Genomic DNA, 24,557 nt, shown 5'->3' with positions numbered 1-24,557 from the left:
CAACAAAATAGGCTCTATAATATTCATAGGGGATTTACCCACTACAAATATTATAGAGCCGAATATCACTTCTGAGAACTTTCTCATTAGTCTTAATGTGGAATAATTCTTAAAGTTGAGTTAATCCATCACTAATAACTAGTTTTTTATATTTTTCTTTCTCTTATTTGAGATGATTCCAAAATGAGCCGTTGCTAAAGCAATAATACCTGCCAACTCAAAACCATAACCATATTCACTACTTGTATTTGGTAAATAACCTTTAGTTCTTATGGTTGTTTCTTTTGATGAAAAAGGTTCTGAAGACGATTGATTCATCACTACTTGCTCTATCTTAGTATTTATTACAGTAGAAACCCCTTGATGCTCTTTCGTAATATTATTACGTTCGATTCTAATAATCTCAATTGGTGCAATATCTGGGACGTAAGATACCTGTTTTGTTCCTCGATAAACCTTCTTAGCTTGCGGTTCAATACGTGATAATTCTTTTTCTGTACTTAATTGCAACTCACCATTTACATATACGTCTGTGATTTCTACTAAAACTTTTCCGTTTATTGCTACAACTTCTCGAACTTTGCCTGCATCGAGACTTGAATCATCAACATATTCAACCTTATCAGTCTTAAGAATTCGACTTTCTTGACGAACCTTGGTTTCAAGAATAGCCTCTGGTTTACTGTGTTCAATTGGTGCAACATCTGGAACTTGTGATACCTGTTTTGTTCCTCGATAAACCTTCTTAGCTTGCGGCTCAATACGTGATAATTCTTTTTCTGTGCTTGATTGCAACTCACCATTTACATATACGTCTGTGATTTCTACTAAAACTTTTCCGTTTATTGCTGCAACTTCTCGAACTTTGCCTGCATCGAGATTTGAATCATCAATATATTCAATCTTATCTGTCTTAAGAACTCGACTTTCTTGACGAACCTTGGAAGTCATTTGTTTTTCTGTCAATTTATTTTGAATCAAATAAACCCCTAAAGTTGACGTGGTTAAGGAAATGTTCTTGTCCTTTTCATTCCAATTAAATGGTACCTCCTCAAAAGTCGACTTATCTTTTACATAATGTAACACCTTATAAGGTTTTCGACCTGAAATCACTGCTAGTTTAATTTCAGCATCTTCAGATAAGGATACTACATTACCATCATCATCTAAAGCTTGAATTTCCATAAGAAGGTTATTATGATCCCCAACCTTTTCCAAGATATCAGCATTAGTAACTTCCTTTTTAACAACCTTGCCAATCACATTTACATCATTTCCAGAAACTGTCACCGTAACAACGTTATTATCATCACTTAAAATTTTTGTGTCCTTTTCCCACTTAGCATAAAGCACCTTGTCACCTGCTTTATCGAACAATGTATTAAAGAAAGGTTCACCTGAGAAATTATCATCTAAATACCATCCTGTAAAAACGTATCCTTTACGAACAGGATAAGGCAACTCCGTGTCTACATCAGTTTGGTAACTCCTTGGAACATCTTCCTTTAATATGCCATCTCCAACTTTATAAGCTATCTTATAGGACAATGGTTTCAAGTTAAAGTGTACTTCTGTCTGAGGTGGCGGTACCGGTAGCCAATCAGACTCTGCAGACTCATATCCCTCTTTACTTACCTTGACTTTCCAGAAGCCTTCAGGCACATCCCAAGCATACTCACCATTAACTGTCGTCACCAAAGGATTAAACTGCGAATACTCCCCTGCATCCCATAAAACCTCCTCACCATTCTCTCCTTGATAATAAAGATTAATTGTTGCTCCCGTTACTGGATTCTTTGAAACATTATTTATTACTATTCCTGATGGGTCAACAACGAATTTAAAAGCTGGTATATTAAATGAAGTAAATCTAGATAAATTATTATGAGGTGTAGTGTATCTTACAGAAAATAAATTTGAGGCATCAAGTGAATTAGAATTGACTTTTGTGCCTATATCTTCTTCTCTTGTATTATTGGAATTTGTATTATTGGAAGGAGTTTTTACCTTCCAGTCAGTTAATGTTGGAGCACCAATTTTTAAGTCATCAATAATATTTTCATAAAATGACTCAGGGAGACCCGATACTGTAGGAATGCGTTCCCATTTCTTTAGCTCACCACCTAAACCTCTACTAAAATTATAAAAAGTTGCACCAAAATCATATATTAGAGCACCTAAACGTACGTGAATACCAATAGAAGCAGCGCTAACCCCAATTGACTTAATTGAAGAATTAATAAAATTATTTTTCTCTCTTTTGATAGTTTGAAGTGCATTATATTTGTAATTCCCTTGAATTACTAGTTTAGGATTTTCTAAAAGTTGTTCGAGTAATTCTAACATGGACCACTTCAGCACAAAATTTCCTAATTCTTGAAAAAGCCCTATATTATTTACTACCTTGTCTAAACCAGGAACTTTTGCGATTTCATCTTTAACAGCTTTATTTTCAAGTAGTTTATCCTTAATACCATCAAACACATTGTCACTAACGGTAGTAAGATCTTTTGAAAGACCTGCATACTTTCTAAAAATTAATTCTGGTATTTTGTATAATTCATCGAGTGCAAATTTTGCAGGATTGAGAAATTGATTCAGATTAATTATTCCTGCTTCTTCCAACAATAAAGCATAAAATAGATTTAATATAGGTTCTCCCTTGGTTCCTTCAGCAGACCTAAATCCTAAATTATTTTCTTTCTCTTTAACTAAAATTGAAGATTTTTTAGGTTGAGATTCAGAATTGTTTTGAATATTATCAAACAATTCTTTTAATATATCTATTGATATTTCTTCTGTTAATACAACCTTCTGTGTTTCCCTATTGATAATTCGAGTAACAAACTTATCTCGGTTTAACTCGTCAATTATTTTATATTTTTCTTTAAACTCACTGCTTAAATAGTCAACCTTTTTACCTTCTAGTTCAACTAGAATAGAGGGAATACGTTTTTCCTTATTAATAATCTGAAGTTCTAATTTTCCTGGGACATAAGAAGTATTTTTTTCATCAAAGTAGCCATGATAAATATATTTTTTTAAATTTTCATCATAATAAAGCTGAACATACTTTTTGATTCCCTCTCTGACACTTACCAAATAAATATTTTCTATCTGTTCAGTATTTGTATACTCAACTTCAAAATCAAATTGTCCACCAGGTCTAAAACTGATAACTGGAACTTTGTCTTGGTTCTCTTTCAAATTATAAGTGTAGCCATTATGACGCATGATAAAGTTCACTAACTCAGGATAATTTTTCTCATAGCGAACTGTTGTTGTCTCACTGATTTCTCGACCATCTGATGATAAAGCCTTCACTTTGATTGTATATTCTTTATTGTCTACAGGAGTAACCAGAGGTACATCAAAGGTATAACTTCCATCTTTTTTAATCTTGACTTGACCAACAACCATATCATCAAGATAAGCAATTACCTGGTCATTAGGGTCAGCTACCCCACTAATACGAGAGTAACTCCTTGATGTTACCTGATTAGCTGTTAGTGTTAAGACAGGTATATTAACATTGATAGCTCCAATATTTTCGGATACTTTTTTTCTATCTTTTTGATAGGAAAGCTGTGCAAATAAACGGACATTAGTGAGTTCTCTATTTTCTGTCATCAAAGTTAACTTAATCTTACCCACCTCTTCAGAAACTGGAATATCTAGATAACCATTAGAAACTGTTGCCGTTACATCTTGGCCATTTACTCGTATTTTACTTTCAAAAACTTTCGTTGTAGATGGTATATTGAGGTGAAGAACATACTTACCATCATCACTTGATTTATCTTTTTTTATAGCGTACTTTAGGTCTAGACCTAAATATCCTTGTCGACGAGTACCTGTTGTCGTTGTCAGATAGTAAGAATTGCTGCTGTCTAATACTTTACTGTCATCATTTGCTACATTTTCATCACGAAGTTTAAAGTTAAGTTGTTTTTCAATCATATATTCTAAAGCAAAAGAATCCAGATAAACATGATATTCTATGCTTTCAGAAGGTGTATCCCAAGACTGAACGAGAGTTGTCAAACTTTTTGGAAGATACACAGACTTCAGTGTTGGAATATTGGCTAAAGTGTAATCATCAAGATAAGTCACACCTTCTGGGATCTCAATTGTTTTGAGCTTGGTGTTTCTAAAAGCTCCACTACCGATTATTTGCAAACCATAAGGTAAATTAATTGCCTCAAGTAGCGTACTATTAAAGGCATAAGAGCCAATTTCCCTAACACTAGAAGGAACCGACATATTTGTCAGCTGTGTCCCACTAAAAGCAGAATTTCCTATCTTCCTTAGCGTACTTGGTAATACTACCTCTTTCAAACTAGAACCTGAAAAAGCTGAAGAACCTATTTCGGTGATGCCTTCTGGAAGGGTAAGTTTTGTCAATTGTGTCCCACTAAAAGCAGAATCGCCTATCTTCGTTAACGTTTTTGGTAATACTACTTCCTTCAAACTAGAACCTGAAAAAGCTGAAGAACCTATTTCAGTAACACCCTCTGGAATCACTAGTTTTTCAATTCCTGTTCCAGAAAACAATCCACTTGGAATTGTCTTCCAATTTCCACGAAGCACTACTTCCTTGAGATTCTTCTGTCCATAGAATGGTGAACTAGTTGATTGCAACTCTGATGGCAAGCTAACTTTAGTAAGAGAAGGTAAATCATTAGAATAGTTATCAGAAAAACTAAAGGAATTATCACCTAACTTAGTAACACTGTCTGGAATATAAAGTTCTGTAATTCTTGTATTACGGAAAGCTTCGTATCCTATTTCAGTGACTGTCTTAGGAATTGTTATGCTCGAAATCCCTGAACCTTTAAAAAGACCGTCAGCTATCTTAGTTATGCCTTCTTCAAAATGAATTGTCTTGAGATGTTGTGAACCCTCAAAAGCTCCATAAGCATTACTCAAATTCTTTGGAATAACAACGCTGCTTAAACTATCAATAGATCCAAAGGCTCTACTTCCTATAGTTGTGACACTGGTTGGAAGAGTGATCTCTCTCAACTGTGTCTCACTAAAAGCATAACTGCCTATCTGTGTTAGCGTTTTTGGTAATACTACTTCCTTCAAACTAGAACCTGAAAAAGCTGAAGAGCCTATCTCAGTTACGCCTTCTGGAAGGGTAAGTTTTGTCAACTGGGTACCTCTAAAGGCAGAATCGCCTATCTTCGTTAACGTTTTTGGTAATACTACTTCCTTCAAACTAGAACCTGAAAAAGCTGAAGAACCTATTTCAGTAACACCCTCTGGAATCACTAGTTTTTCAATTCCTGTTCCAGAAAACAATCCACTTGGAATTGTCTTCCAATTTCCACGAAGCACTACTTCCTTGAGATTCTTCTGTCCATAGAATGGTGAACTAGTTGATTGCAACTCTGATGGCAAGCTAACTTTAGTAAGAGAAGGTAAATCATTAGAATAGTTATCAGAAAAACTAAAGGAATTATCACCTAACTTAGTAACACTGTCTGGAATATAAAGTTCTGTAATTCTTGTATTACGGAAAGCTTCGTATCCTATTTCAGTGACTGTCTTAGGAATTGTTATGCTCGAAATCCCTGAACCTTTAAAAAGACCGTCAGCTATCTTAGTTATGCCTTCTTCAAAATGAATTGTCTTGAGATGTTGTGAACCCTCAAAAGCTCCATAAGCATTACTCAAATTCTTTGGAATAACAACGCTGCTTAAACTATCAATAGATCCAAAGGCTCTACTTCCTATAGTTGTGACACTGGTTGGAAGAGTGATCTCTCTCAACTGTGTCTCACTAAAAGCATAACTGCCTATCTGTGTTAGCGTTTTTGGTAATACTACTTCCTTCAAACTAGAACCTGAAAAAGCTGAAGAGCCTATCTCAGTTACGCCTTCTGGAAGGGTAAGTTTTGTCAACTGGGTACCTCTAAAGGCAGAATCGCCTATCTTCGTTAACGTTTTTGGTAATACTACTTCCTTCAAACTAGAACCTGAAAAAGCTGAAGAACCTATTTCGGTGACTCTATAATTAGAAATTCTTTGAGGAATAATCAGTTTTTTAATTGTTTCTTTTCGCTTGATATCAGTAATTGTCACTTCTTGATTGTGTATATCGTAAATTAAATTATCACCACTTTCCTCTTCATTATTACTATTAGTAGAATGTTCTACTAGTGTTTCAGAGTGGCTTTTAACTTCAGCTACTGCCCCCTCTGAAGTTGATGAATGCTTTGGATCTTCCGATAAAGTTGAGGGCACTAGCGTTTCAGAGCTGTCGGTTGACTTAGTTGGTGCGACTTCAGAAAGACTAGCCAATACTGAGGTTGAGGTCTCTGTAGTCGCCACATCACTTGTGACTAAAGAAACAGTTGACGATTCACTCATCAAATATTCTGGTGTGGTTTTGGCACTTGAATCAACGTGTCCTGTAGATGGTAAAGTAGCTACCTCATGCCCTCGATTATTTGTTCCTAAATTTTCACTACTTAAAGGAGAGGGGGAGTCCGTTAAATTAAATTTATTACTATTTGATGCCTCAATCGGGTATGTTTGAGTATCATCTGCAAAAACCACTGTATTCCCGATTGTCATACATGCACCAATTAATACCATACCAGCAACAGTTACCCATTGGCCTGTTCTGCGTTTTCTTAATTTTAAAACTTCCTTCATTCAAATATCTCCTATTGCAATAATATCTTTCAAGTTACTCTTTGACTGTCTTTTTGATTATCAAATTATTTATTCTTCGTAAAATCTTTCTTAATACTCCTTTCCAGAAAAGTCTGTGCTATACAAAGTAAAGATTAAACCATTTCTCAAAAAACTCTATTCAAATATGGTAGGACAATTAATTTTTATCATCACCTAAACTAATACTTATACGTTGAAGTAGAACGTGACTAAATTGTTCTCAAACTTTTCATTACTTACAAATAAAATCAATCCTATTTTTGAAAGGCCGTAAAATTATGAAATATCTACAAATTACACTGTACGGCTGAAATAATCTGATAATTTACACCTCTTTAGTATTTTAACATAATTCTATTTTTTAAAAAGAAGATTTTTATGAAAATCCGTTTTTAGCAAGCATTTACATTTTTTAGATACGCCTTTTAATGTTTTATTATTAAACAATTTGAAGATTAGATATATAAAAGACAAACATTAAAAACTTAGCCCACTGAAAAAATAAGCCTCTTACTTTTAATAAACTGAAAACCGAGGAATCTCTCATCAATTTGAGCGAATTCCTCGGTTATTTTGTATTTATTAAGGTCATAATTCGTTTCATATTGACCACGAATATACTTGTTGCTGCCTGTAATTCCATGTTGAAAAGACCTGATGCCCTTGCGACATCAAAGCCATGTCTATGTTTTAGTTCGACATTCTTCGCTTCGAGTTTATAGCGATGTCTGGTAATTTCTTTAAAATAAGATGTTTCCTGAAATTTCTTCTGGAAAAGATGGTCGTTCCTCTTAATAGCTAATGAATAAGTTTTAGACTTTGTCCCCTCCTTATAACAACCTTCCTTGGAAAGGCAACTCTTGCACTTCTCAATGTCAAAGTAATGAGTGACAACTTGATTCTTATTTTGATATTTTTTCCCTGTCCTTGTTTTGCGAATAGCCATGTGTCCTTCAGGACAGACAAATAGCCCTGCGTCTTTATTAAATTCAAACCCATCCTCTTCTTTACGGTAACCTTTTGAAACAGAAGGGTTCAGTTTTGACACCAAATGAATCTTTTCTTTGCGAGCTAGTTGAATATTGTCCTTTACTGAATAAGCCGCATCACTAATAATAGTCTCGATGGCCAGACTATTTTCCTTTGTTTTAGCATATAACTCAGGTAAATATTTCCTATCACTTTGTTCGCCAGAAGTGACCACACAAGCAGTAATAATCCGTTCATCCGTCATAGCGATATGACTTTTATATCCATAGAAAGAGCTGTCGGCTGTCTTATGTCCGAGCCTAGTCTCCTCCTTAACAGAAGCTTCCAAGTATTCTAAGTCGTCCTCAACAGCCTCTTTTAGGTAATTGAACTTTTGAGAGACAGCCGGTAGGGCTAAGAGTTCCTCGTGTTTTTTAACCATAGCCATTGACTCCTCTGTATATGTCAATTCTGCTTCGAGTTTATCTTCTTGGGGTTTCTTTGGAAATTCTATTTTGATATCTTCTGAATGTTGATAAATCGTTTTACGTAAAGCTTTTTAACGCTTCCTAAGAATTTCTTGGGGTTTCTTATGATTATAATGAGATTTGGTGTGAGTGGCATCCACAATGAGGATTTTACTCTTAATCAAGTTGTGTTCGAGTGCAATTTGAACAGACTTCTGAATCAATACATCAAGCAGTTTGTCATCTTTAATTCTTAGCTTTCTAAATTTTGTCAGAGAGGATGGCTCGATAACAGAATCCTCAGGAGCTAGACCAAGAAAAAATTTAAAGGCCATATCTGACAAGGAACGTCCCACCACATCGACATCTGATAACTTATAAATATCTTTTAACAAGAGATATTTGAACATCATAATCGGTGAATAAGCTTTACACCCAAAATCGGGACGATAATTCTTTTCTAGTTCATCATGAATAAAGCTAAAATCACAGAGTTCAGTTAGCTGACGAAAAAAGTGGGTTTTAGGAACCACGATATTATACAAACTAGAATAAGGACTGACATCCATAGTTAACTGATTATCAAGCATCATTTCACCTCATCTCTAGTATAACAAAAAAGCCATCAATTGATGACTTTTTCAGTGGGCTCTTTTCCATCAGGCTTCTTTTCTATCCATGTACACGTTTCATATAGTCTTGGTAACTTTCGGTATCCATGAGTTTTTTAGCGTTCTTGACGCGGTCTGCTGTTGGAGGTTTGACCCCTTCGAGCGAATAAGGGATTCCCAATTCACGCCATTTGAACTCACCCATGGTGTGATAAGGTAGAATTTCAAACTTATCAACATTTTTGAGGGTCTTGACGAACTTACCAAGTTCAATCAAGTCATCATCTCTATCTGTCAATCCCGGAACTAACACGTGGCGAATCCAGACAGGTTTTCCAATATCTGATAGATACTGGGCACAGGCCAAGATATTTTTATTGGTTTGGCTAGTAACAATCTTGTGCTGTTCTTCGTTGATTTCCTTGATATCCAAGAGAACCAAGTCAGTAACAGCCATAAGTTTGTCAAACTTCTCAAGGTAACGTGGTTTATTACGGAAAGGCAGTGCACAGGTATCCAAGGTACAGTGGATTCCTTGTTCCTTAGCCTTGGTAAAGAGGGCAATTAGGAAATCAATCTGCAAGAGAGCTTCTCCTCCACTGACTGTAATCCCACCCTTATTCCCCCAGAAACCGCGGTAGCGCAAGGCTTCTGTCAAGACATCATCTACCGTCCGTTCACGTGATTTGTTGGACTCCATGGCCCAAGTATCTGGGTTGTGGCAATATTGGCAACGCATGTGACAGCCCTGCAAAAAGACAATAAAGCGAATACCAGGTCCGTCTACCGAACCAAAGCTCTCCGTTGAATGCACCATTCCTGTCACTTGTCCATAATCAATTGTTTCTTCAGACATATCGTTACCTTCCTTGAAAACGTTTTATAGTTTTATTATATCACGACTTGAAGGAAAAACAAGATTTTTGTCTATTTTTTAGAAAGCAATCTGTTTTTCAATTTCATTTTCAATTACTTATCATTTTATTCTTCAAAGTCAAAACCATACAAGGTTGCAAAATAGTCCTCAGGACGCTCTGCACGGCGGATTTGACGGGCTTTGCCTTCTTCAGTATAAAGAATTTCCGCAGAACGAAGTTTAGCATTATACTGGTAGCCCATTGAAAAACCGTGGGCACCTGTATCATGAATTACCAGCAAATCACCGATTTCTGTATGAGGAAGTTCACGATTCACTGCAAATTTATCATTGTTTTCACAAAGTGAACCAATCACATCTACCACTTCAGCTGGTCCATCTGGATGGGTCACATTAGTAATATGGTGGTAGGCTCCGTACATGGCTGGACGCATAAGGTTGACTGCTGATGCATCCACACCGAGATAGGTACGGTAGGTTTCCTTCTTATGGGTAACTCTTGTGACCAAAGCACCGTGAGGGGCGAGCATAAAACGACCCAATTCAGTAAAAATCTTGACCTGACCAAGACCTGCTGGCGTAAGGACCTCTTCATATACCTTACGAACTCCCTCACCAATCAAGGCAATATCATTTGGCTCCTGCTCAGGACGATAGTTGACACCAATACCTCCAGAAAGATTGATAAAGTCTAGCGAAATGCCCAACTGTTCCTTGATTTCAACAGCCAATTCAAAAAGCTGACGAGCCAACTCTGGATAATAGAGATGGGTCACGGTATTGGACGCTAGGAAGGAGTGAATCCCAAAAGTCTTGGCTCCTTTTTCCTTCAAGATGGCAAAAGCTTCAAAGAGCTGGTCCTTGGTCATGCCAAACTTGGCTTCTCCAGGATTGTCCATGATGTCTGTCCCTAGCTCAAAAACACCTCCAGGATTGTAACGACATGAGATGATTTCTGGAATGCCTGCTGCATGCTCTAGATGTTTAATATCTTCAAAGGCATCCAAGTTAATGGTCGCACCCAATTCACGCGCATAGGCATATTCCTTGTCTGGCGTGTTGTTTGAAGAGAACATGATCTCAGAACCAGGGAAATTCAGTTTATGACTCATCAAAAGCTCTACATAACTAGAGCAGTCCACACCACAGCCTTCCTCTTGGAGAATTTTCAAAATAGCTGGTGTTGGAGTAGCCTTAACTGCAAAATATTCCTTAAAGCCCTTGTTCCACGAAAAGGCTTGGTTGACGGCTCTTGCCTTCTCACGAATCCCCTTCTCATCATATAAGTGAAAGGGAGTAGGGAACTCGGCAACAATCGCTTCTAAGTCTTCTCTATTGATAAATGGTGTTTTCATAAGTTTCCTTCTATTCTATTTGCAAAGAAAGGCTGGGACTATCGTTCCAACCTTTAGTTCTATCTCTTATTTATCTCCGTCAAAGATATTGCCAACCGCAACATCGATGGCTTGGTTCTTGACATCAATATTGGTTACCTTCAAGAGTGACTTGTAGTCAAACTGCTTTTCACGTTCTTCTTGGGCATTGTCCGCAAAGACCGCTACACCAGCCAATTCTGAATCAAACTCACGCAAGAGACTGATCATCCCGTTGACAGTTCCTCCGCCTTTCAAGAAGTCATCCACAATCAAGACACGGCTTCCTGCCTTGAGACTGCGTTTTGAAAGGAACATTTTCTCAATACGGTCACCACTTGAACCTGAAACGTAGTTGACGCTGACCGTTGAACCTTCGGTAATTTTCAAGTCACGGCGCACAATGACAAAAGGAACATTGAGGACATTGGCAACTGCATTTGCAAGTGGAACACCCTTGGTCGCTACTGTCATAACCGCGTCAATTTTTTGATCCATAAAGCTCTTGGCAATAATACGACCAATATTTTTCAAGATGGCTGGTGTGCTAAGCAGATCAGACAGGTAGATGTAACCACCTGGCAAGATACGGTCACTCTCTGACAACTTGGCACGCAAGTCCTCAACCATTTCCTTGGCATCATGGCTTGAGATTGATGGTGTAAAGATGACACCTCCACCAGCACCAGTTACTGTTTGGATATGACCGATTTCAATTTCCTCAAAGGCGCGTTTGATAATGACGATATCTTCTGAGATGGATGATTTAGCAGATTCGTACTTTTCAGCAAAAGTATTGAGACTAGTTAGTTTATAAGGATTATTAATCAAATAGTTGGAAATGACAACCATCCGATCACTTCTTCTTAATTTCATTTCTATTTCCCACTTCATTTAATTTTGATATTTTATCTATTATACCATATTCACATAAAAAAACGAACATTCTTATCCTAAAAAATGTTCATTTTTCTTAAATTATTAATCTAAATCTGGTTTATAGAAGGAACGATTGTCCATAGCGAAGATTTTATTGGTCATCTCTCCTTTATCCACCAAAGCAAGAGCTGTTGACATCATCATCATGCTGGCATCCAGATTGTCAATCATATGGATAATCTCTGCCTCCATAATGCGTGGACGGACTGGGCTTCCATACTCAAGTAAGCCGTGGTGACTGAGGATGACATGGCGGAGCAAAACGACTTCTTCCTTGGTATCATCAATGCCAAGTTCCATAATCGTCTTGGTAATTTCACTATCAATCAGAGCTATATGCCCAAGGAGATTGCCTCGCACTGTGTATTCGGTCTGGTCTGGTCCCGTCAACTCGATGACCTTAGCCAAGTCATGCAGCATAATCCCCGCATAGAGCAGACTCTTATTGAGCTGTGGATAGACTTCGCTAATGGCATCTGCCAGGCGCACCATGGTCGCCGTATGATAAGCCAAACCCGTTTCAAAGGCATGGTGGTTGGTCTTGGCAGCTGGATAGGAGTAAAATTCCTTATCATACTTGGTGTAGAGCTTTCGGACAATCCGTTGCCAAACAGGATTTTCAATTTTAAAAATCATTTGCGACATGTAGTCACGGATTTCCTTGACATCAACTGGTGACTTGACCTTGAAATCAGCTGGGTCATTGGGTTCACCAGGCTGAGGCAGGCGAAGGGTAATTTGATTGACTTGAGGGGTATTGTTATAAACTTCTCGGCGTCCTTTCATGTGGACAACCTTACCTGCGGTAAAGGCCTCAACGTTATGAGGTTGGGCATCCCAGAGTTTCCCTTCAATCTCGCCACTATCATCTTGGAAGGTAAAGGCTAGGTAATTTTTCCCAGCGCGAGTTTGTCTCAGGTCAGCTGACTTGATTAGATAAAAGCCTTCAAATAGCTCATCTTTTTTCATGTGACTAATCTTCATATTCTTCCTCATCTTCTTGGAAATGGAGTAGATCAAGCGCAGGCTCACCTTCTGACAACTCAATGTGACGGAGCGTCCGCTCGATAGCTGTAGTGCGACGGTTTAATAATTCCTCAATATTGCCAGAGGCATGTTGGAGATGCTTTTGTGCCTTGACCAGAATACCACCAAACTTGCCAAACTCGGTCTTGACACTGGCAAGAGTCTTGCTGATATGGTCGGCACTCTTTTGGATATTGAGAGTCTTGAAGCCAACCGATAGGGAGTTAAGAAGGGCTGATAAGGTACTTGGACCTGCGACAATAATCTGCTCCTCCCGCCTCAAATCATCAAAGAAGACCGGATTGCGAACGATTTCTGAGTAGAGACCTTCGGTAGGGACAAATAAAACTCCAAAATTGGTCGTCCGAGGTGGTGCTATGTACTTGTTCCTAATATCCTTGGCAAAGCGCTTGACGCTTGCTAAGAGTGACTTACGACAGCGTTCAATCTCATCCCTATCTCCTGCTTCATAGGCTTCTTCTAGACGGTAATAATCAGCCAAAGGAAATTTGGAGTCAATCGGCAGGTAGACATATTCCTGGTTGCCTTGTCCAGGTAACTTGATGGCATACTCCACTCGTTCACTGGAGTTTTCAACCGTTGCGTATTCTCTTTCGTACTGGGCAGGGGTCATGATGTCTTCAATGATTTGCCCCAATTGCAATTCACCCAGAATTCCTCGCGTCTTGGTTCCTGAGAGAACCTTATTGAGGGCTCCAACATCACGGGCAACTGTCTGCATTTCTCCAAGGCCACGATTGACAGACTCCAGTTGCTTGGAAACTGTCTCAAAGGAAGCTTGTAAGCGCGTCTGCAAGGTCTTTTCTAGTTTTTCCTCGACCGTTTGGCGCATTTGTTCTAGACGTTGCTCATTTGATTCCTGCAAGGCTTGAAGCCGTTGGTCGGTCTTATCTCTAGTTTGCAAGAGATTATCTGTCATTTCTTGACGGACCTGAGTCAAGCCTTGGTGCAATTCCATTCGCACTTCTTGCAAACGGTCACTGACAGCCACTTCCAAATCTTTTTGATCTAACTGACTAGCTTGTCTGGCTTGTTCAAAACGATAATCCAACTGGTCTGACAGATGATCGGCCTGATCCTCTAGGCTCTTGCTGAGATGTTTTTCCTGCTTATCCTGCCTTTGCCAAATTAGAAAGAGACCAGCTAGGTTGGCAATTAATAATAGAACAAGTAAACTTTCCATCCTACCTCCTGTCCTTGCTATGCAAGACAACCACATAGCCATCTGGGCAAGTCACCGACACTTCCCTATCTATATATTCGTTAGAAGCGTACACTTTTTTAAAGAAAAAATTTTCCTCTGTCAACTCATACTTGGCTCCGAGAATGGTCAGCTGGCTATCCCGAACTGGCATAAAGGCTAGATAGTCGTAGTCCGAGCGGGGTTCTAGCTGACTGGTCCCTTCTGGACAATAGGTAATCAAGTTTTGCCCATCCTCAATCGCTATCTGGCGCATATAGGGGGCTAACTTAGGATTGCTAGGTAGAAAGACATTGGCCAACATATGGTCAATACGGCCACCCAAAGCACCGAAAATAGTGACCTGAGCCTGAGGATTTTTCTCAAAGATAGTCAAGAGAGCCAATTCCAGATCTGTATCATCCTTTTCTGGTCGGGCTTGGACAAAATGCTGGGCACGTTTTTGAATCACCTGTCGCTCTTCTTCGGTCACAGAATCAAAATCTCCAACCGCTAGAGCAAGAGATAGATTTTCTTCCAAGACCCAGAGCGATCCTCGATCCACACCGACAAAACTATCAAAGTCCGTCCGATAATGACCGCGGTCTCCGCCTGCAAAAACGGCAACCCTAGTCCAGTTGTTTTCTGAGAGTTTGTACTCGCTCATTGACATCTCCCTTAAAGACATAGGAACCTGCTACAAAAACGGTCGCACCAGCTTCTTTGGCTTGAGCAATAGTTTGGCCATCAATCCCGCCATCGACTTCGATTTCAAAGTTCAAGCCTTTTTCATCACGTAGAGCAATCAACTCACGGACCTTATCCATGGTCTCTGGTAGAAAGGCTTGCCCACCAAAGCCAGGGTTAACCGTCATGACTAAGACTTGGTCAACTAGGTGAAGCACGTGCTTAATCGCTTCAACAGGCGTACCAGGGTTAATGACAACCGAAGGTTTAACACCGAGTGAACGAATTTTTTGGAGGGCACCATGAATATGAGGTGTTGCTTCCACATGGATACTGATGATATCCGCACCTGCACGCGCAAAGTCTTCTAAATGATGCTCAGGGTTTGACACCATCAAGTGGCAATCAAAGACCATCTTGCTATGAGGTCGAAGAGCTTCGACCACACCTGCACCAAAACTGATTTGTGGCACAAAGTGCCCATCCATGATATCGATATGGGCATATTCTGCCCCAGTTGCTTCTAGGCGTTTGATTTCACGTTCAAAGTTGGCATAATCTGCTGCCAGAATTGACGGAGCAATCTTGTATTGAGACATAGGTTTCTCCTTATTTTGGAATTTTTTTGCTGACTTTTTTATAGGTTTCTCTGCGATTTTCAATCTCACTGAGGAATTGCAGGTAGTTGTCAAAACGGAAGGTGGCAATAATTCCTTCTTCTACAGCTGGCTTGACCGCACAAGAAGGCTCATGGGTATGGGTACAAGTGCGGAATTTGCAGTCTCGACTGATAGTGGCAATCTCTGGAAATGCCTGATTGAGGTCTTCAGCCGTTGATACTTCATAATCCAGTGATGAAAAGCCTGGTGTGTCTGCGATTTTACCCCCATTGAGGTTGTAAAAACTAACAGCTCGAGTGGTATGGCGACCGCGACCCAGACTGTCTGAGATTTCTCCTGTTTCAAGATTGAGATCAGGTGCGATTTTATTGAGAAGAGTTGATTTCCCAACACCTGTCTGCCCCATGAAAACTGTAACCTTGCCAGTTAACAAAGGAAGGAGTTTCTCTTTACTGGTTACAAAATCGTAGCCGATATCACCATAAGTCTGTTGATAAAAATCCAGTTCCCCTCTATCTTCCAGTAGGTCCATCTTGGAAATATAGACGATGGGATGGATGCCTTTGTGTTCCAAAAGAACTAAGAAGCGATCCAGTAAATTGCTGTTGAAGTCCGGTTCCTTGACGGACATGATCACCACAGCTTGGTCAATATTGACAATAGGCGGACGAACCAGACTGTTTTTCCGTTCGTGAATCTTGAGGATATAGCCTTCTGAATTTTCCTCCGCAGAAAAGTCGACCAAATCCCCAACGTAGGGAGTATGGCCTTTTTTACGGAAATTCCCACGCGCGCGTGTTTGATAGACTTGGCCATCACTCTCTACATAGTAGAACCCAGCCAAGGCTTTAATGATTTGTCCCTGCATTTTAAAGTCCTTGCCCTTTAAGCGCATCTGCTAGGCTGGCAAATTCTGCCAAGCTGAGAGCTTCCCCACGCACACTTGGTGATAAGCCTGCTTGGTCTAGAGCTTTGGTCAGTTTGTCCTTGACCTCTTCAGTCTTACCAAAGTAACCTGTCAAGTTATTCCACAAGGTCTTGCGGCGATGGGTAAAACTAGCCTTGGAAACCTTAAAGAAGAAGTTCTCGTCTTCCACTACTACGGCTGGTTCTGGACGACGTACCATTTTCAAAATAGCAGAGTCCACGTTTGGCGCTGGCACAAATACCGTACGAGGTACGATGAAGGCAACCTTGGCAGTCATGTAGTACTGAACCGCAATCGACAAGCTACCATAAGCCTTGGTATTCGGTTGAGCGGAAATGCGGTCCGCCACTTCCTTTTGCATCATGACCACAAACTCACTAAAAGGAATCCCACTTTCAATCAAGTGCATGAGAATGGGCGTTGTGATGTAGTAAGGCAAATTAGCCACTACCTTGATTGGCAGGTCAGGATTTTTAAAATTCTGGATATGTTGCGCCAAATCGACCTTGAGAATGTCCTCGTTGACTACGGTCACATTGTCAAAATCACGTAGGGTATCTGCCAAAATCGGCACCAAACGGTGGTCAATCTCAAAGGCCATGACCTCTGCTGCACGCTCAGCCAGAAACTCCGTCAAGGCACCAATACCTGGCCCGATTTCGATAACATTAACCTGGTCATCAATCTCAGCCGTATCTACAATCTTTTGAAGAATATTGGTATCCGTCAAAAAATTTTGCCCAAAGGACTTTTTAAAGGTAAAACCGTGACGCTCCAGCACTGCCTTGGTCACGCTATAATCTGCAATTCTCATCTATTCTCTTTTCTATTATCTGCTACTACTATTGTAACACATTCCCCTTGTATTTTGGGGGTGAAAATCATACCAAAAAACTATCTTTCCTCATGAAGAAAGATAGTCTTGAAAATCTTTAAAGGTGGATTTATCGGTTCTCTCGAAACATCCGTTCGAAAAAATCAGCTTCTTGATAACTTCGATTTTCAGGTAGGGTCAAATCTACATCCTCCTCCACATCGTCCACTGTCAGTTCAACCGTTTGAGGTAAATTTTTCAAACGATAATGCTTTTGCCTTTGCCCTTCAATGCTAGCAAAATCAAGCAAATAGCCATTCACTCGGATTTGAACCAAAAGGAGATGATTGGTCATATTTTCCATGATGAGAATATCTTCTAAACCACCTCTGGCACTAGGATAATCAGATACCCTGCGAATACGAATTTTTTCACACATGAGCAAGCTCCCTCATATCAATGATTTCATCGGCCTTATTCCAGACTAGGGGATTATGGGTCGCAATGATGATCATTCGATTTTCATCTTTCAAGCCCACCAAGAGATTCATAACCTCCTCTGAATTTTCAGGATCAAGAGCTGCTGTTGGTTCATCTGCCAAAATCAAGGGTGGATTTTTCAAAATAGTCTTCGCAAGGGCAACTCGTTGGGCCTCTCCCCCAGATAAAGTATAAATTTTTTGTTCTAGATCCAAATACCCTAGATTAACCTTTTCTAAAGCCTCCACTTGCCTTTCCAAACGTTCTACTTTTGAGATTTTCTGACCAACAAAGCCCAAATCCAAATTCTCTTTGATTGATTGGTTTTCTAAAAGGCCAAAATTTTGAAATAGATAGCCCATCTGGTCTCGAAAATACTCGCGAGTGGGAATGGTTTTTAAATCTTTCCCCTGATAGAGAACCCTTCCACCATCTATCTTTTCTAGCTTTCCTAAGATATTAAGTAAAGTCGTCTTTCCGCTTCCACTCTTTCCGATTAAGGCATAAACCTTGCCCTTCTCCAGCTTGAGATTTAAACCAGAGAAAATCGCGCGGTCATTAAACTTCTTTTCCAATCCTTGAATATCAATCATCTTATTTTCCTTTCAATACTGCCATACTACCAGCTTCTTCTTTTTTATCCTGCCTTACTAAAATCAAGAGGGCGTTAAGAGTAAATAAAGCTACAACTAAAGCGCTAATCAAGCTATCTCCTGTCAAAACACTAGATAGGACTAGGCCAAGCAAGAGAACTCCTCCTTGCGCCAGTAAGTACTTGCCATGAAGCTCATAGATTGTCATACCAGAAAGACGTTTAATCATGATCTCCCGTCTAAACTGCTCAAAATAGAGAAGATTCATGGAATCAAATAACAAGATAGCCGTAGACAGGGTCAAAATCGTCCCAATAAGGAGAGAGTAAAACTCCATCCGTTTGTCATTGAGTACCTTGGCAAAAAATAGCTGGCTTTTTACCAAGTAAGAAACCTTGTGATACAGACCTTGCTCTTTTAGAGCTGTGATGCTGTCTCCATATCGATCTAGTTTCAAGGCACTATTAGCCGTAGTTCCCCATAACATCCCTGCAACAGGTCTTGTTCCAGTCGCTTGCGGCGTTAAAACTACAATAATCGGATCTTTTAGGTACTGGCGTGTCGTCTTGTACCCATCGTTATAGAGGAAGCGTTCCTGTCCTGTTTCTGTAAAAGCTAGCCTTACCTGTGGGAGGTAGTGTTTCTGACTCGTCGCCTCTACACTTTCAGATGAAAAATTTTGCAGGTAATCTGTAAATAATCCTTGATAGTAGGCAGACTGCTCTCGCAAGCTCTCAGGTAAGATCAGCCCAAACTCTCCCTCAGACAAGTTTTGCATCTTGTCCATAAACTCTGAAGAAACGGTAATCTTTTCTTCTATCAGATAGCGCGGTGAGACATAGATGACATTCCCTGACGGTGTATAGTCACTGAGACGATTGCCATCTAGGTCCACTTCTGCGCCATTTGAGAATTTGTCAACATTGCTCATGATATAAAAAGAGTCTGTATTGGCTAACCGTTCTTCAGTAAATGTCTGCCACTCACGATTATCCTTACGCATTCCTTCTTCATCGGCAAATGCACTAGACCAACCAAAGGATAGACGGTAACGATCTGAGGACTGACTCCATTTATCGCTAGCTCTCTCCATCTCCTGCATTTCACGGTAGTGGGGTAGGAGAGCAGTCGCACTCGAGCCGACCACCAGCACGGCCAAGAGTTGCCCCACCATCATCAATGTCATCATCCGTTTGAGAGGGAGTTTCCCTTTCAATAGATCCACCAGACTATTTTCCTGTAAACCAAGTAGATACACGACACTTAATAAGGTAGAAATCCCTACCAAGGCCAATCCATAAAGCAAAAGACCAATGATGACCAGTTGCACCGTTGCCATAAACAAGGCACCTTGATACCAGAGAACCCCCAATCCCAAAAAACTGGATACCAGCACCGAGAAGATAAGCTGTCTCATATCTTCTAATACTGGTCTGAGAGCAACCCCAAACAAGCTTTCACCAGCTATTAAACGAATCCCTGCTTGACGGAGGGATTTTATCCGATAAATCAGAGTCAAACTCATAAAGGTCAGCAGAAAAATAGCTAAACTCAGTAGCACCATAGGGGTGACAGTCAATAGTAAGACTATCGAAAATGGATCTTCTCCATTCGAAACAAATCCTTGATAGCCAAGTTCTTTCAAGGTGGTCTGTAAACTCACTCCATCCAAACTTCCTGACACAATCAAGTAAGACCCTAATAAATCACTCGTTTCTGCACTCTCCTTGGAGGAAATGGTCAGACCTGCTGGAAGCTCTCCCTGACCATAAGTGGCATAGGTAAAGCGTGTTTCTCCAGCTTCATTTGGCTCAACAATCCGACGGGCGATGAGACTATTATGCTCTACCGCCAAGTGACTCAAAGCCTCTGTCACCTCTTCACGACCAGCTACTGGTTGATTTATCACCATTCCTGTCACATCAACAGAGGGATAGTTACCAAATAAAATCTCTTCTCGATGGTCAACGGAAGTTATCACCATATAAAGCGATACCAATACCATTGAAATCAAAATAAATAAACGTTTCATCATTTCCTCCAAAAAGTTACTTGGTCACTTAGTGAGAAGGTGACCAAGTAAAGCTAAACAATAGGGCTATACCATTCTAAACATTATAGTAGAATGCAACTTTCTCTCCCCAAGAAGTACGAATCCATGCACGAGAAGTCCCTCCAGCATCAGCATATCCCTTGTCAGATGAACCAGTTTTTCTGCTAACAACTGTTGAGCTATGATATTTTGAAGAGTGATAGTAGTTTGAGTAAGCACCGCCGTTAGCTGAACCATAAGTCCAAACACCACCTTCTGGGTATTGAACGGCAGCAGAGACAACTGCTACACCTCCACCTAATGTTCTGCAATGCTCGCTACAAGGGCTAATTTTTTAACTGTTTGTTTCATATTGATACTACTCTATTTTTGATTACAAGATTGTTGAGTTATTTGCTCCTCTTTCCATTATCAACGTTGATACTATTATATTACTAAATGATATTCTAAAATTATTTGTTTTTCTCTAAATTATCAAAATAGCACCCTGAAATGAACTTTTATAGTCATTATACTCCATCTTTATCACACTATCAAGGACATCAATGTCCTTAAAATCTAACTATTTCATATTATTTTTAGCTTATATCTAAAAAACAGTTCTAAAGACGAACTTTAGAACTGTTTTGATACGAGGGCATTTTTGTCATTGCTTCACTATGTTTATAAATATTCTTACCCTATTGTAAAACGAAGGACACATAAAAAGATGCCTATTTGATGTACTCTGATTGCAAAATACCACAAAGTAAATTTAACATAATCTCCAATCATTCGTATAAACAATTGTGTGAAACTAATCCGAGAAAAATCAATCACTAGTTGTCAGAGACTTTTTTAAGGATTATTATTTATTACTCGCAGATGGTAAACACGGATTATTCCTACTACTATGAGAATAACTAAGTAAGACTGATTACAGAATTATTTCTTTAAATTATTCATCTCCTTCTTTATAAAACGGATATGTAACTATTATACCCAAAGTACTAATTATAATTTTAAAGATTGCACCTAAAATATTTAAAGTTGATAAATCAAGTATTCCGTGTATTAGGTATAGTAAACAGAAAAAGAATGGAAGGTATTTTTTTAATTTTTCATAAACTATAGTGCTATCAAGGTCAAAGCTTTAGCTACTGTCCAAGCCATCCAATCTGGCATACCTGCACGCTTACAGGCCTGGTAGATTCCATCTTCAATCCAACCAGTAAAGTGTTCTAGTGTACTCAATATAGAATTCAATCCTATATATTGATTTATCCATCTTTTAACATTCGAAGGGAGTTTACTATAACCTTTTCGAATAGCTGTAACTGAAAAAGACCACTTTCCTCTGTCCATTTTAGCAGCTTGGATATCCTCTTGCGAAACAGTATCTTTATCAAATTCTAATATACGTCCGTTATCTACGTAGATATGTTTTCCTTCACTATTAGTTGCCGTAGAACGTTTTGAAACTTGAGTTGCTTTATCCGAAACTGAATATGTAGAAGCAAAAACAGTTGCAGATGGGAGAGCAACAGTACTTAATGTTAAAAAGCAACTTAAAACAACTACTGTTTTTGTTATAATTTTGTTTTTCATTTTGTTTCCTCCTCTTATTTTGTCGCAAGATTATTGAGTTACTTGCTCCTCTTTCCATTATCAACGTTGATACTATTATATTACCAAATGATATTCTAAAATTATTTGTTTTTCTCTAAATTGTCAAAATAGCACCCTGAAATGAACTTTTATAGTCATTATACTCCATCTTTATCACACTATCAATGACATCAATGTCCTTAAAATACAACCATTTCGTGTCATTTTTAGCTTATATATAAAAAAATAGTCCTAAAGACGAACTTTAGAACTGTTTCCATGCTAAAACAAGGACATTCTTGTCACTACTTCACTATGTTTATAAATATTTTTTTAAATCTTCTTGCCATTGTTTCTCCAACATAGTAACTAAATAAGAATTTTCTATTATATCAGCAAATAGCTTCGATTTCTGATAGAACTGTTCGGCAGAAACATAATCATTGTTTATTATTAGAGATAATTTCCACTCCAACATTAATACTATTGGTTTTTTTTGAAAATCTTGTGTCTTTTCCATTATCTGATTAAGGCTAAATATATAAGTTGATAGCGAATCATAAGACGATAAATTATCCAAGCAGGCTAGACCTGAAAACAAAGTATTACTTAACGCAAAAAGATATTCTGGTGCAATTAATTCTACGTGATTTGTCAAACGAACTAAAAACGAATGAATTCTGTTAATTTCTTCAATCTGATTTTGACCTTGTTTTATCTTTGTAAGCACTATAGCAAAATATAAGTTGATAACTTCTAATTCATTTATCAAAAACAATTCCTTATCATAAATTGTTTTAAAATAATCGTCCAGTACGGTTTCCCCATATTCTGGTCGTTCGCTTCGAATAACATCTATCGTTGCTCTAGTAGCTTCAAACCATACTTTTTCCTCACTAGGAAGTTGCTCATAAAACAAGTTCTCTATCTCTTCCAAACACGCTTCTTTCTTATCGTATTCCTCTTCTTTACCATAGATTGGTTCACGTAAAATCTGGTATTTCAATTCTAAATAAGCAGAAGGAAGAGCTGAAAAATCCGGCATAAGGCTATAAGCTGGAACTCCTAAACGGCGAGCAATATAGTCTAACTTGGGCAAACTCGGTTGCGAAGCTCCACTTTCAATTCGCGACAGTTGACGAACTGTCAGTTCTTGCTCATCTCCACAAAAATCTGGACGACTAATTCCTTTTTCTATCCGAATCTCTTTAATTTTTTGACCAATTAACATCAGACGCCTCCTCTTCTACCTGCTTCGAAAAATACTGTGAAGCTCAAAAAATTGTAACAATCACATCTTTCCTACTCATAAGATTTCATAGCTTCTTCCACTTCTGCCAAGGTGACCCCAAACAACTCTAAGCGTTTGAGAAGTTGCTTGCCGTTGGAATAGCCAATTCGGAGAGCTTCTCCTAGATATTCTCGTCGCTTACGACTATCTGCTCCTGCTAGAAAACCAAGGCGAATCAAGTCGCTACGACTGATGTCAAACTGGCTCTCATATTCAAATTGTTCCGTCACCTGAGCTAGAGCCGTTTTCAGGTCTTCATAGCTGGCATGCTCAATTCCCAGAGATCGCCCCTTGGTCTTGGACTTGGGAACAGCTTCATCTCGTTTGAGGAAGGCATGCTGAACTGTTGGAATGACCGTCATAATCATGCGCCGAATCCGTTCCCCATTAAAATCTGGGTCTGTAAAGACAATGACTCCATGACCTTGGTGCAGGCGCTGAATCCGCTCTATATCCTGATCATTGATGGCAGAACCTCGGGTTTCATAGGTCTCTACATCGAAATAACGTTTGAGATTGGTCGTATCATCGCGCCCTTCAACCACGATAACTTGGGAAATTTTCTCTTTCATTACTTGCTGTCCAATCCAAAAATTCGTTCTGCATTTGCAGTCGTTACTGCCGCTAGCTCTTTTGCCGTCATCCCACGCAAGTCAGCTATAAAGTCCACTACATAGCGAGTATAGGCTGTTTTATTTTCACGACCCCGTTTAGGAACTGGTGCCAAGTAAGGGGCATCTGTTTCTACCAAAATCTTGTCCAAAGGTAACTCTTTAGCTACTTCTTGGATATCAGTTGCCTTCTTGAAAGTCACTACTCCTGAGAAGGAAATGGTCATGCCAAGCTCGACAAACTTGTCTGCCCACTCAAGCGTCCCTGAGAAAGAATGCATAATGCCACCCCTAGGACCAACTCCCTCGCTCTTGATAATCTCATAGGTATCTTCCAGCGCATCACGGGTATGGACAACAAAAGGCAAATCCAAGTCCTTAGATAGCTGAATCTGACGGCGAAAAACCTGCTCCTGCACCTCTTTCGGCGCTGTCATCCAATGATAATCCAAACCAATCTCACCTAAAGCAACAACCTTGGGATACTTGAACTTATCAAGCAAGTAGTCTTCAATCTCCTCTGTGTAAGTTCCAGCTTCTGTCGGATGCCAACCGATAGTCGCATAGAGCTGGTCATACTCATCTACCAACTCCAAGGCACGCTCAATCGTCGGTTTATCAAAACCAACAATATTCATCTGTGTCACACCCATCTCAGCAGCCAAGGCAATTTCTTCTGCCTCACGACCTGCAAATTCTTCTACATTCAAGTGTGTATGTGTATCAAAAATCATCTCTTCTAA

Annotated in this window: 17 protein-coding genes and 2 pseudogenes; all 19 read right to left on the bottom strand. The window is 39.2% G+C overall.

What is annotated here, in order from left to right; translation table 11 throughout:
- Positions 1-138: 138 nt before the first annotated feature.
- The gene (locus SK629_RS01695) at positions 139-6,666 is read right to left on the bottom strand and encodes a leucine-rich repeat protein (RefSeq protein WP_042900306.1); all 6,528 of its coding nucleotides are present in this window, start codon (positions 6,664-6,666) and stop codon (positions 139-141) included.
- Between the two features lie 589 nt (positions 6,667-7,255).
- Positions 7,256-8,713, bottom strand: a pseudogene (locus tag SK629_RS01690) (IS1182 family transposase).
- 82 nt (positions 8,714-8,795) lie between these two features.
- Positions 8,796-9,590, bottom strand: a complete 795-nt coding sequence (pflA, locus tag SK629_RS01685; protein WP_001288288.1) for a pyruvate formate-lyase-activating protein — start codon at positions 9,588-9,590, stop codon at positions 8,796-8,798.
- A gap of 125 nt (positions 9,591-9,715) precedes the next feature.
- A complete protein-coding gene (locus tag SK629_RS01680; RefSeq protein ID WP_042900305.1) occupies positions 9,716-10,966 on the bottom strand; it encodes a diaminopimelate decarboxylase in 1,251 nt (416 codons plus the stop codon).
- A gap of 66 nt (positions 10,967-11,032) precedes the next feature.
- Positions 11,033-11,860: a pur operon repressor gene (gene purR, locus SK629_RS01675; RefSeq protein WP_042900303.1), complete on the bottom strand. Its 828-nt coding sequence runs from the start codon at positions 11,858-11,860 to the stop codon at positions 11,033-11,035.
- Positions 11,861-11,965: 105 nt separating this feature from the next.
- The gene (locus SK629_RS01670) at positions 11,966-12,907 is read right to left on the bottom strand and encodes a 3'-5' exoribonuclease YhaM family protein (RefSeq protein ID WP_042900302.1); all 942 of its coding nucleotides are present in this window, start codon (positions 12,905-12,907) and stop codon (positions 11,966-11,968) included.
- A complete protein-coding gene (rmuC, locus tag SK629_RS01665; protein WP_042900301.1) occupies positions 12,897-14,153 on the bottom strand; it encodes a DNA recombination protein RmuC in 1,257 nt (418 codons plus the stop codon). The genes SK629_RS01670 and rmuC overlap by 11 nt, the downstream gene beginning before the upstream one ends.
- Position 14,154: 1 nt before the next feature.
- Entirely contained in the window at positions 14,155-14,817 is a 663-nt protein-coding gene (locus SK629_RS01660) for a thiamine diphosphokinase (protein WP_042900300.1), read from the bottom strand.
- Positions 14,780-15,436 (bottom strand): ribulose-phosphate 3-epimerase, encoded by a 657-nt coding sequence (gene rpe, locus SK629_RS01655; protein WP_042900299.1) that lies wholly within the window; start codon positions 15,434-15,436, stop codon positions 14,780-14,782. Before rpe ends, SK629_RS01660 begins: the two co-directional genes overlap by 38 nt.
- A 10-nt stretch (positions 15,437-15,446) precedes the next feature.
- Positions 15,447-16,325, bottom strand: a complete 879-nt coding sequence (rsgA, locus tag SK629_RS01650; RefSeq protein ID WP_042900297.1) for a ribosome small subunit-dependent GTPase A — start codon at positions 16,323-16,325, stop codon at positions 15,447-15,449.
- A 1-nt stretch (position 16,326) separates the two neighbouring features.
- Positions 16,327-17,199 (bottom strand): 16S rRNA (adenine(1518)-N(6)/adenine(1519)-N(6))-dimethyltransferase RsmA, encoded by an 873-nt coding sequence (gene rsmA / locus SK629_RS01645; protein WP_001216844.1) that lies wholly within the window; start codon positions 17,197-17,199, stop codon positions 16,327-16,329.
- 130 nt (positions 17,200-17,329) lie between these two features.
- Positions 17,330-17,638 (bottom strand): hypothetical protein, encoded by a 309-nt coding sequence (locus tag SK629_RS01640; RefSeq protein WP_000333264.1) that lies wholly within the window; start codon positions 17,636-17,638, stop codon positions 17,330-17,332.
- A complete protein-coding gene (locus SK629_RS01635; protein ID WP_000565529.1) occupies positions 17,631-18,272 on the bottom strand; it encodes an ABC transporter ATP-binding protein in 642 nt (213 codons plus the stop codon). The genes SK629_RS01640 and SK629_RS01635 overlap by 8 nt, the downstream gene beginning before the upstream one ends.
- A gap of 1 nt (position 18,273) precedes the next feature.
- On the bottom strand, positions 18,274-20,304 hold the full coding sequence (locus SK629_RS01630) for a bacteriocin-associated integral membrane family protein (RefSeq protein WP_042900296.1): 2,031 nt from the start codon (positions 20,302-20,304) through the stop codon (positions 18,274-18,276).
- A gap of 76 nt (positions 20,305-20,380) precedes the next feature.
- A pseudogene (locus SK629_RS01625) lies at positions 20,381-20,676 on the bottom strand (lactococcin 972 family bacteriocin).
- Between the two features lie 756 nt (positions 20,677-21,432).
- Positions 21,433-21,912 carry a hypothetical protein gene (locus SK629_RS01620; protein WP_033676109.1) on the bottom strand — a complete coding sequence of 160 codons (480 nt, stop codon included), beginning with the start codon at positions 21,910-21,912 and terminating at the stop codon, positions 21,433-21,435.
- A 319-nt stretch (positions 21,913-22,231) separates the two neighbouring features.
- Positions 22,232-23,143, bottom strand: coding sequence for a helix-turn-helix domain-containing protein (locus SK629_RS01615; protein WP_042900295.1), 912 nt, complete (start codon positions 23,141-23,143; stop codon positions 22,232-22,234).
- Between the two features lie 71 nt (positions 23,144-23,214).
- Entirely contained in the window at positions 23,215-23,775 is a 561-nt protein-coding gene (rnmV, locus tag SK629_RS01610; protein ID WP_042900294.1) for a ribonuclease M5, read from the bottom strand.
- Positions 23,775-24,548, bottom strand: coding sequence for a TatD family hydrolase (locus SK629_RS01605; RefSeq protein ID WP_042900293.1), 774 nt, complete (start codon positions 24,546-24,548; stop codon positions 23,775-23,777). Before SK629_RS01605 ends, rnmV begins: the two co-directional genes overlap by 1 nt.
- Positions 24,549-24,557: the final 9 nt, after the last annotated feature.

It is taken from the genome of Streptococcus mitis, assembly GCF_000722695.1.
GTDB classification, from domain to species: Bacteria; Bacillota; Bacilli; order Lactobacillales; family Streptococcaceae; genus Streptococcus; species Streptococcus mitis_O.
This window is presented reverse-complemented; position numbering and strand designations above follow the sequence as displayed.

Excerpts from the sequence above, each read along its gene's own strand:
- SK629_RS01615 (WP_042900295.1), bottom strand. The coding sequence starts at position 23,143 with ATGTTAATTGGTCAAAAAATTAAAGAGATTCGGATAGAAAAAGGAATT.
- rnmV (WP_042900294.1), bottom strand. The coding sequence starts at position 23,775 with ATGAAAGAGAAAATTTCCCAAGTTATCGTGGTTGAAGGGCGCGATGAT.
- rsgA (WP_042900297.1), bottom strand. The coding sequence starts at position 16,325 with ATGCAGGGACAAATCATTAAAGCCTTGGCTGGGTTCTACTATGTAGAG.
- SK629_RS01620 (WP_033676109.1), bottom strand. The coding sequence starts at position 21,912 with ATGAAAAACAAAATTATAACAAAAACAGTAGTTGTTTTAAGTTGCTTT.
- SK629_RS01680 (WP_042900305.1), bottom strand. The coding sequence starts at position 10,966 with ATGAAAACACCATTTATCAATAGAGAAGACTTAGAAGCGATTGTTGCC.
- SK629_RS01660 (WP_042900300.1), bottom strand. The coding sequence starts at position 14,817 with ATGAGCGAGTACAAACTCTCAGAAAACAACTGGACTAGGGTTGCCGTT.
- SK629_RS01695 (WP_042900306.1), bottom strand. The coding sequence starts at position 6,666 with ATGAAGGAAGTTTTAAAATTAAGAAAACGCAGAACAGGCCAATGGGTA.
- rmuC (WP_042900301.1), bottom strand. The coding sequence starts at position 14,153 with ATGGAAAGTTTACTTGTTCTATTATTAATTGCCAACCTAGCTGGTCTC.
- rpe (WP_042900299.1), bottom strand. The coding sequence starts at position 15,436 with ATGTCTCAATACAAGATTGCTCCGTCAATTCTGGCAGCAGATTATGCC.
- purR (WP_042900303.1), bottom strand. The coding sequence starts at position 11,860 with ATGAAATTAAGAAGAAGTGATCGGATGGTTGTCATTTCCAACTATTTG.
- pflA (WP_001288288.1), bottom strand. The coding sequence starts at position 9,590 with ATGTCTGAAGAAACAATTGATTATGGACAAGTGACAGGAATGGTGCAT.
- SK629_RS01630 (WP_042900296.1), bottom strand. The coding sequence starts at position 20,304 with ATGAAACGTTTATTTATTTTGATTTCAATGGTATTGGTATCGCTTTAT.
- SK629_RS01605 (WP_042900293.1), bottom strand. The coding sequence starts at position 24,548 with ATGATTTTTGATACACATACACACTTGAATGTAGAAGAATTTGCAGGT.
- SK629_RS01640 (WP_000333264.1), bottom strand. The coding sequence starts at position 17,638 with ATGTGTGAAAAAATTCGTATTCGCAGGGTATCTGATTATCCTAGTGCC.
- SK629_RS01670 (WP_042900302.1), bottom strand. The coding sequence starts at position 12,907 with ATGAAGATTAGTCACATGAAAAAAGATGAGCTATTTGAAGGCTTTTAT.
- SK629_RS01635 (WP_000565529.1), bottom strand. The coding sequence starts at position 18,272 with ATGATTGATATTCAAGGATTGGAAAAGAAGTTTAATGACCGCGCGATT.
- rsmA (WP_001216844.1), bottom strand. The coding sequence starts at position 17,199 with ATGAGAATTGCAGATTATAGCGTGACCAAGGCAGTGCTGGAGCGTCAC.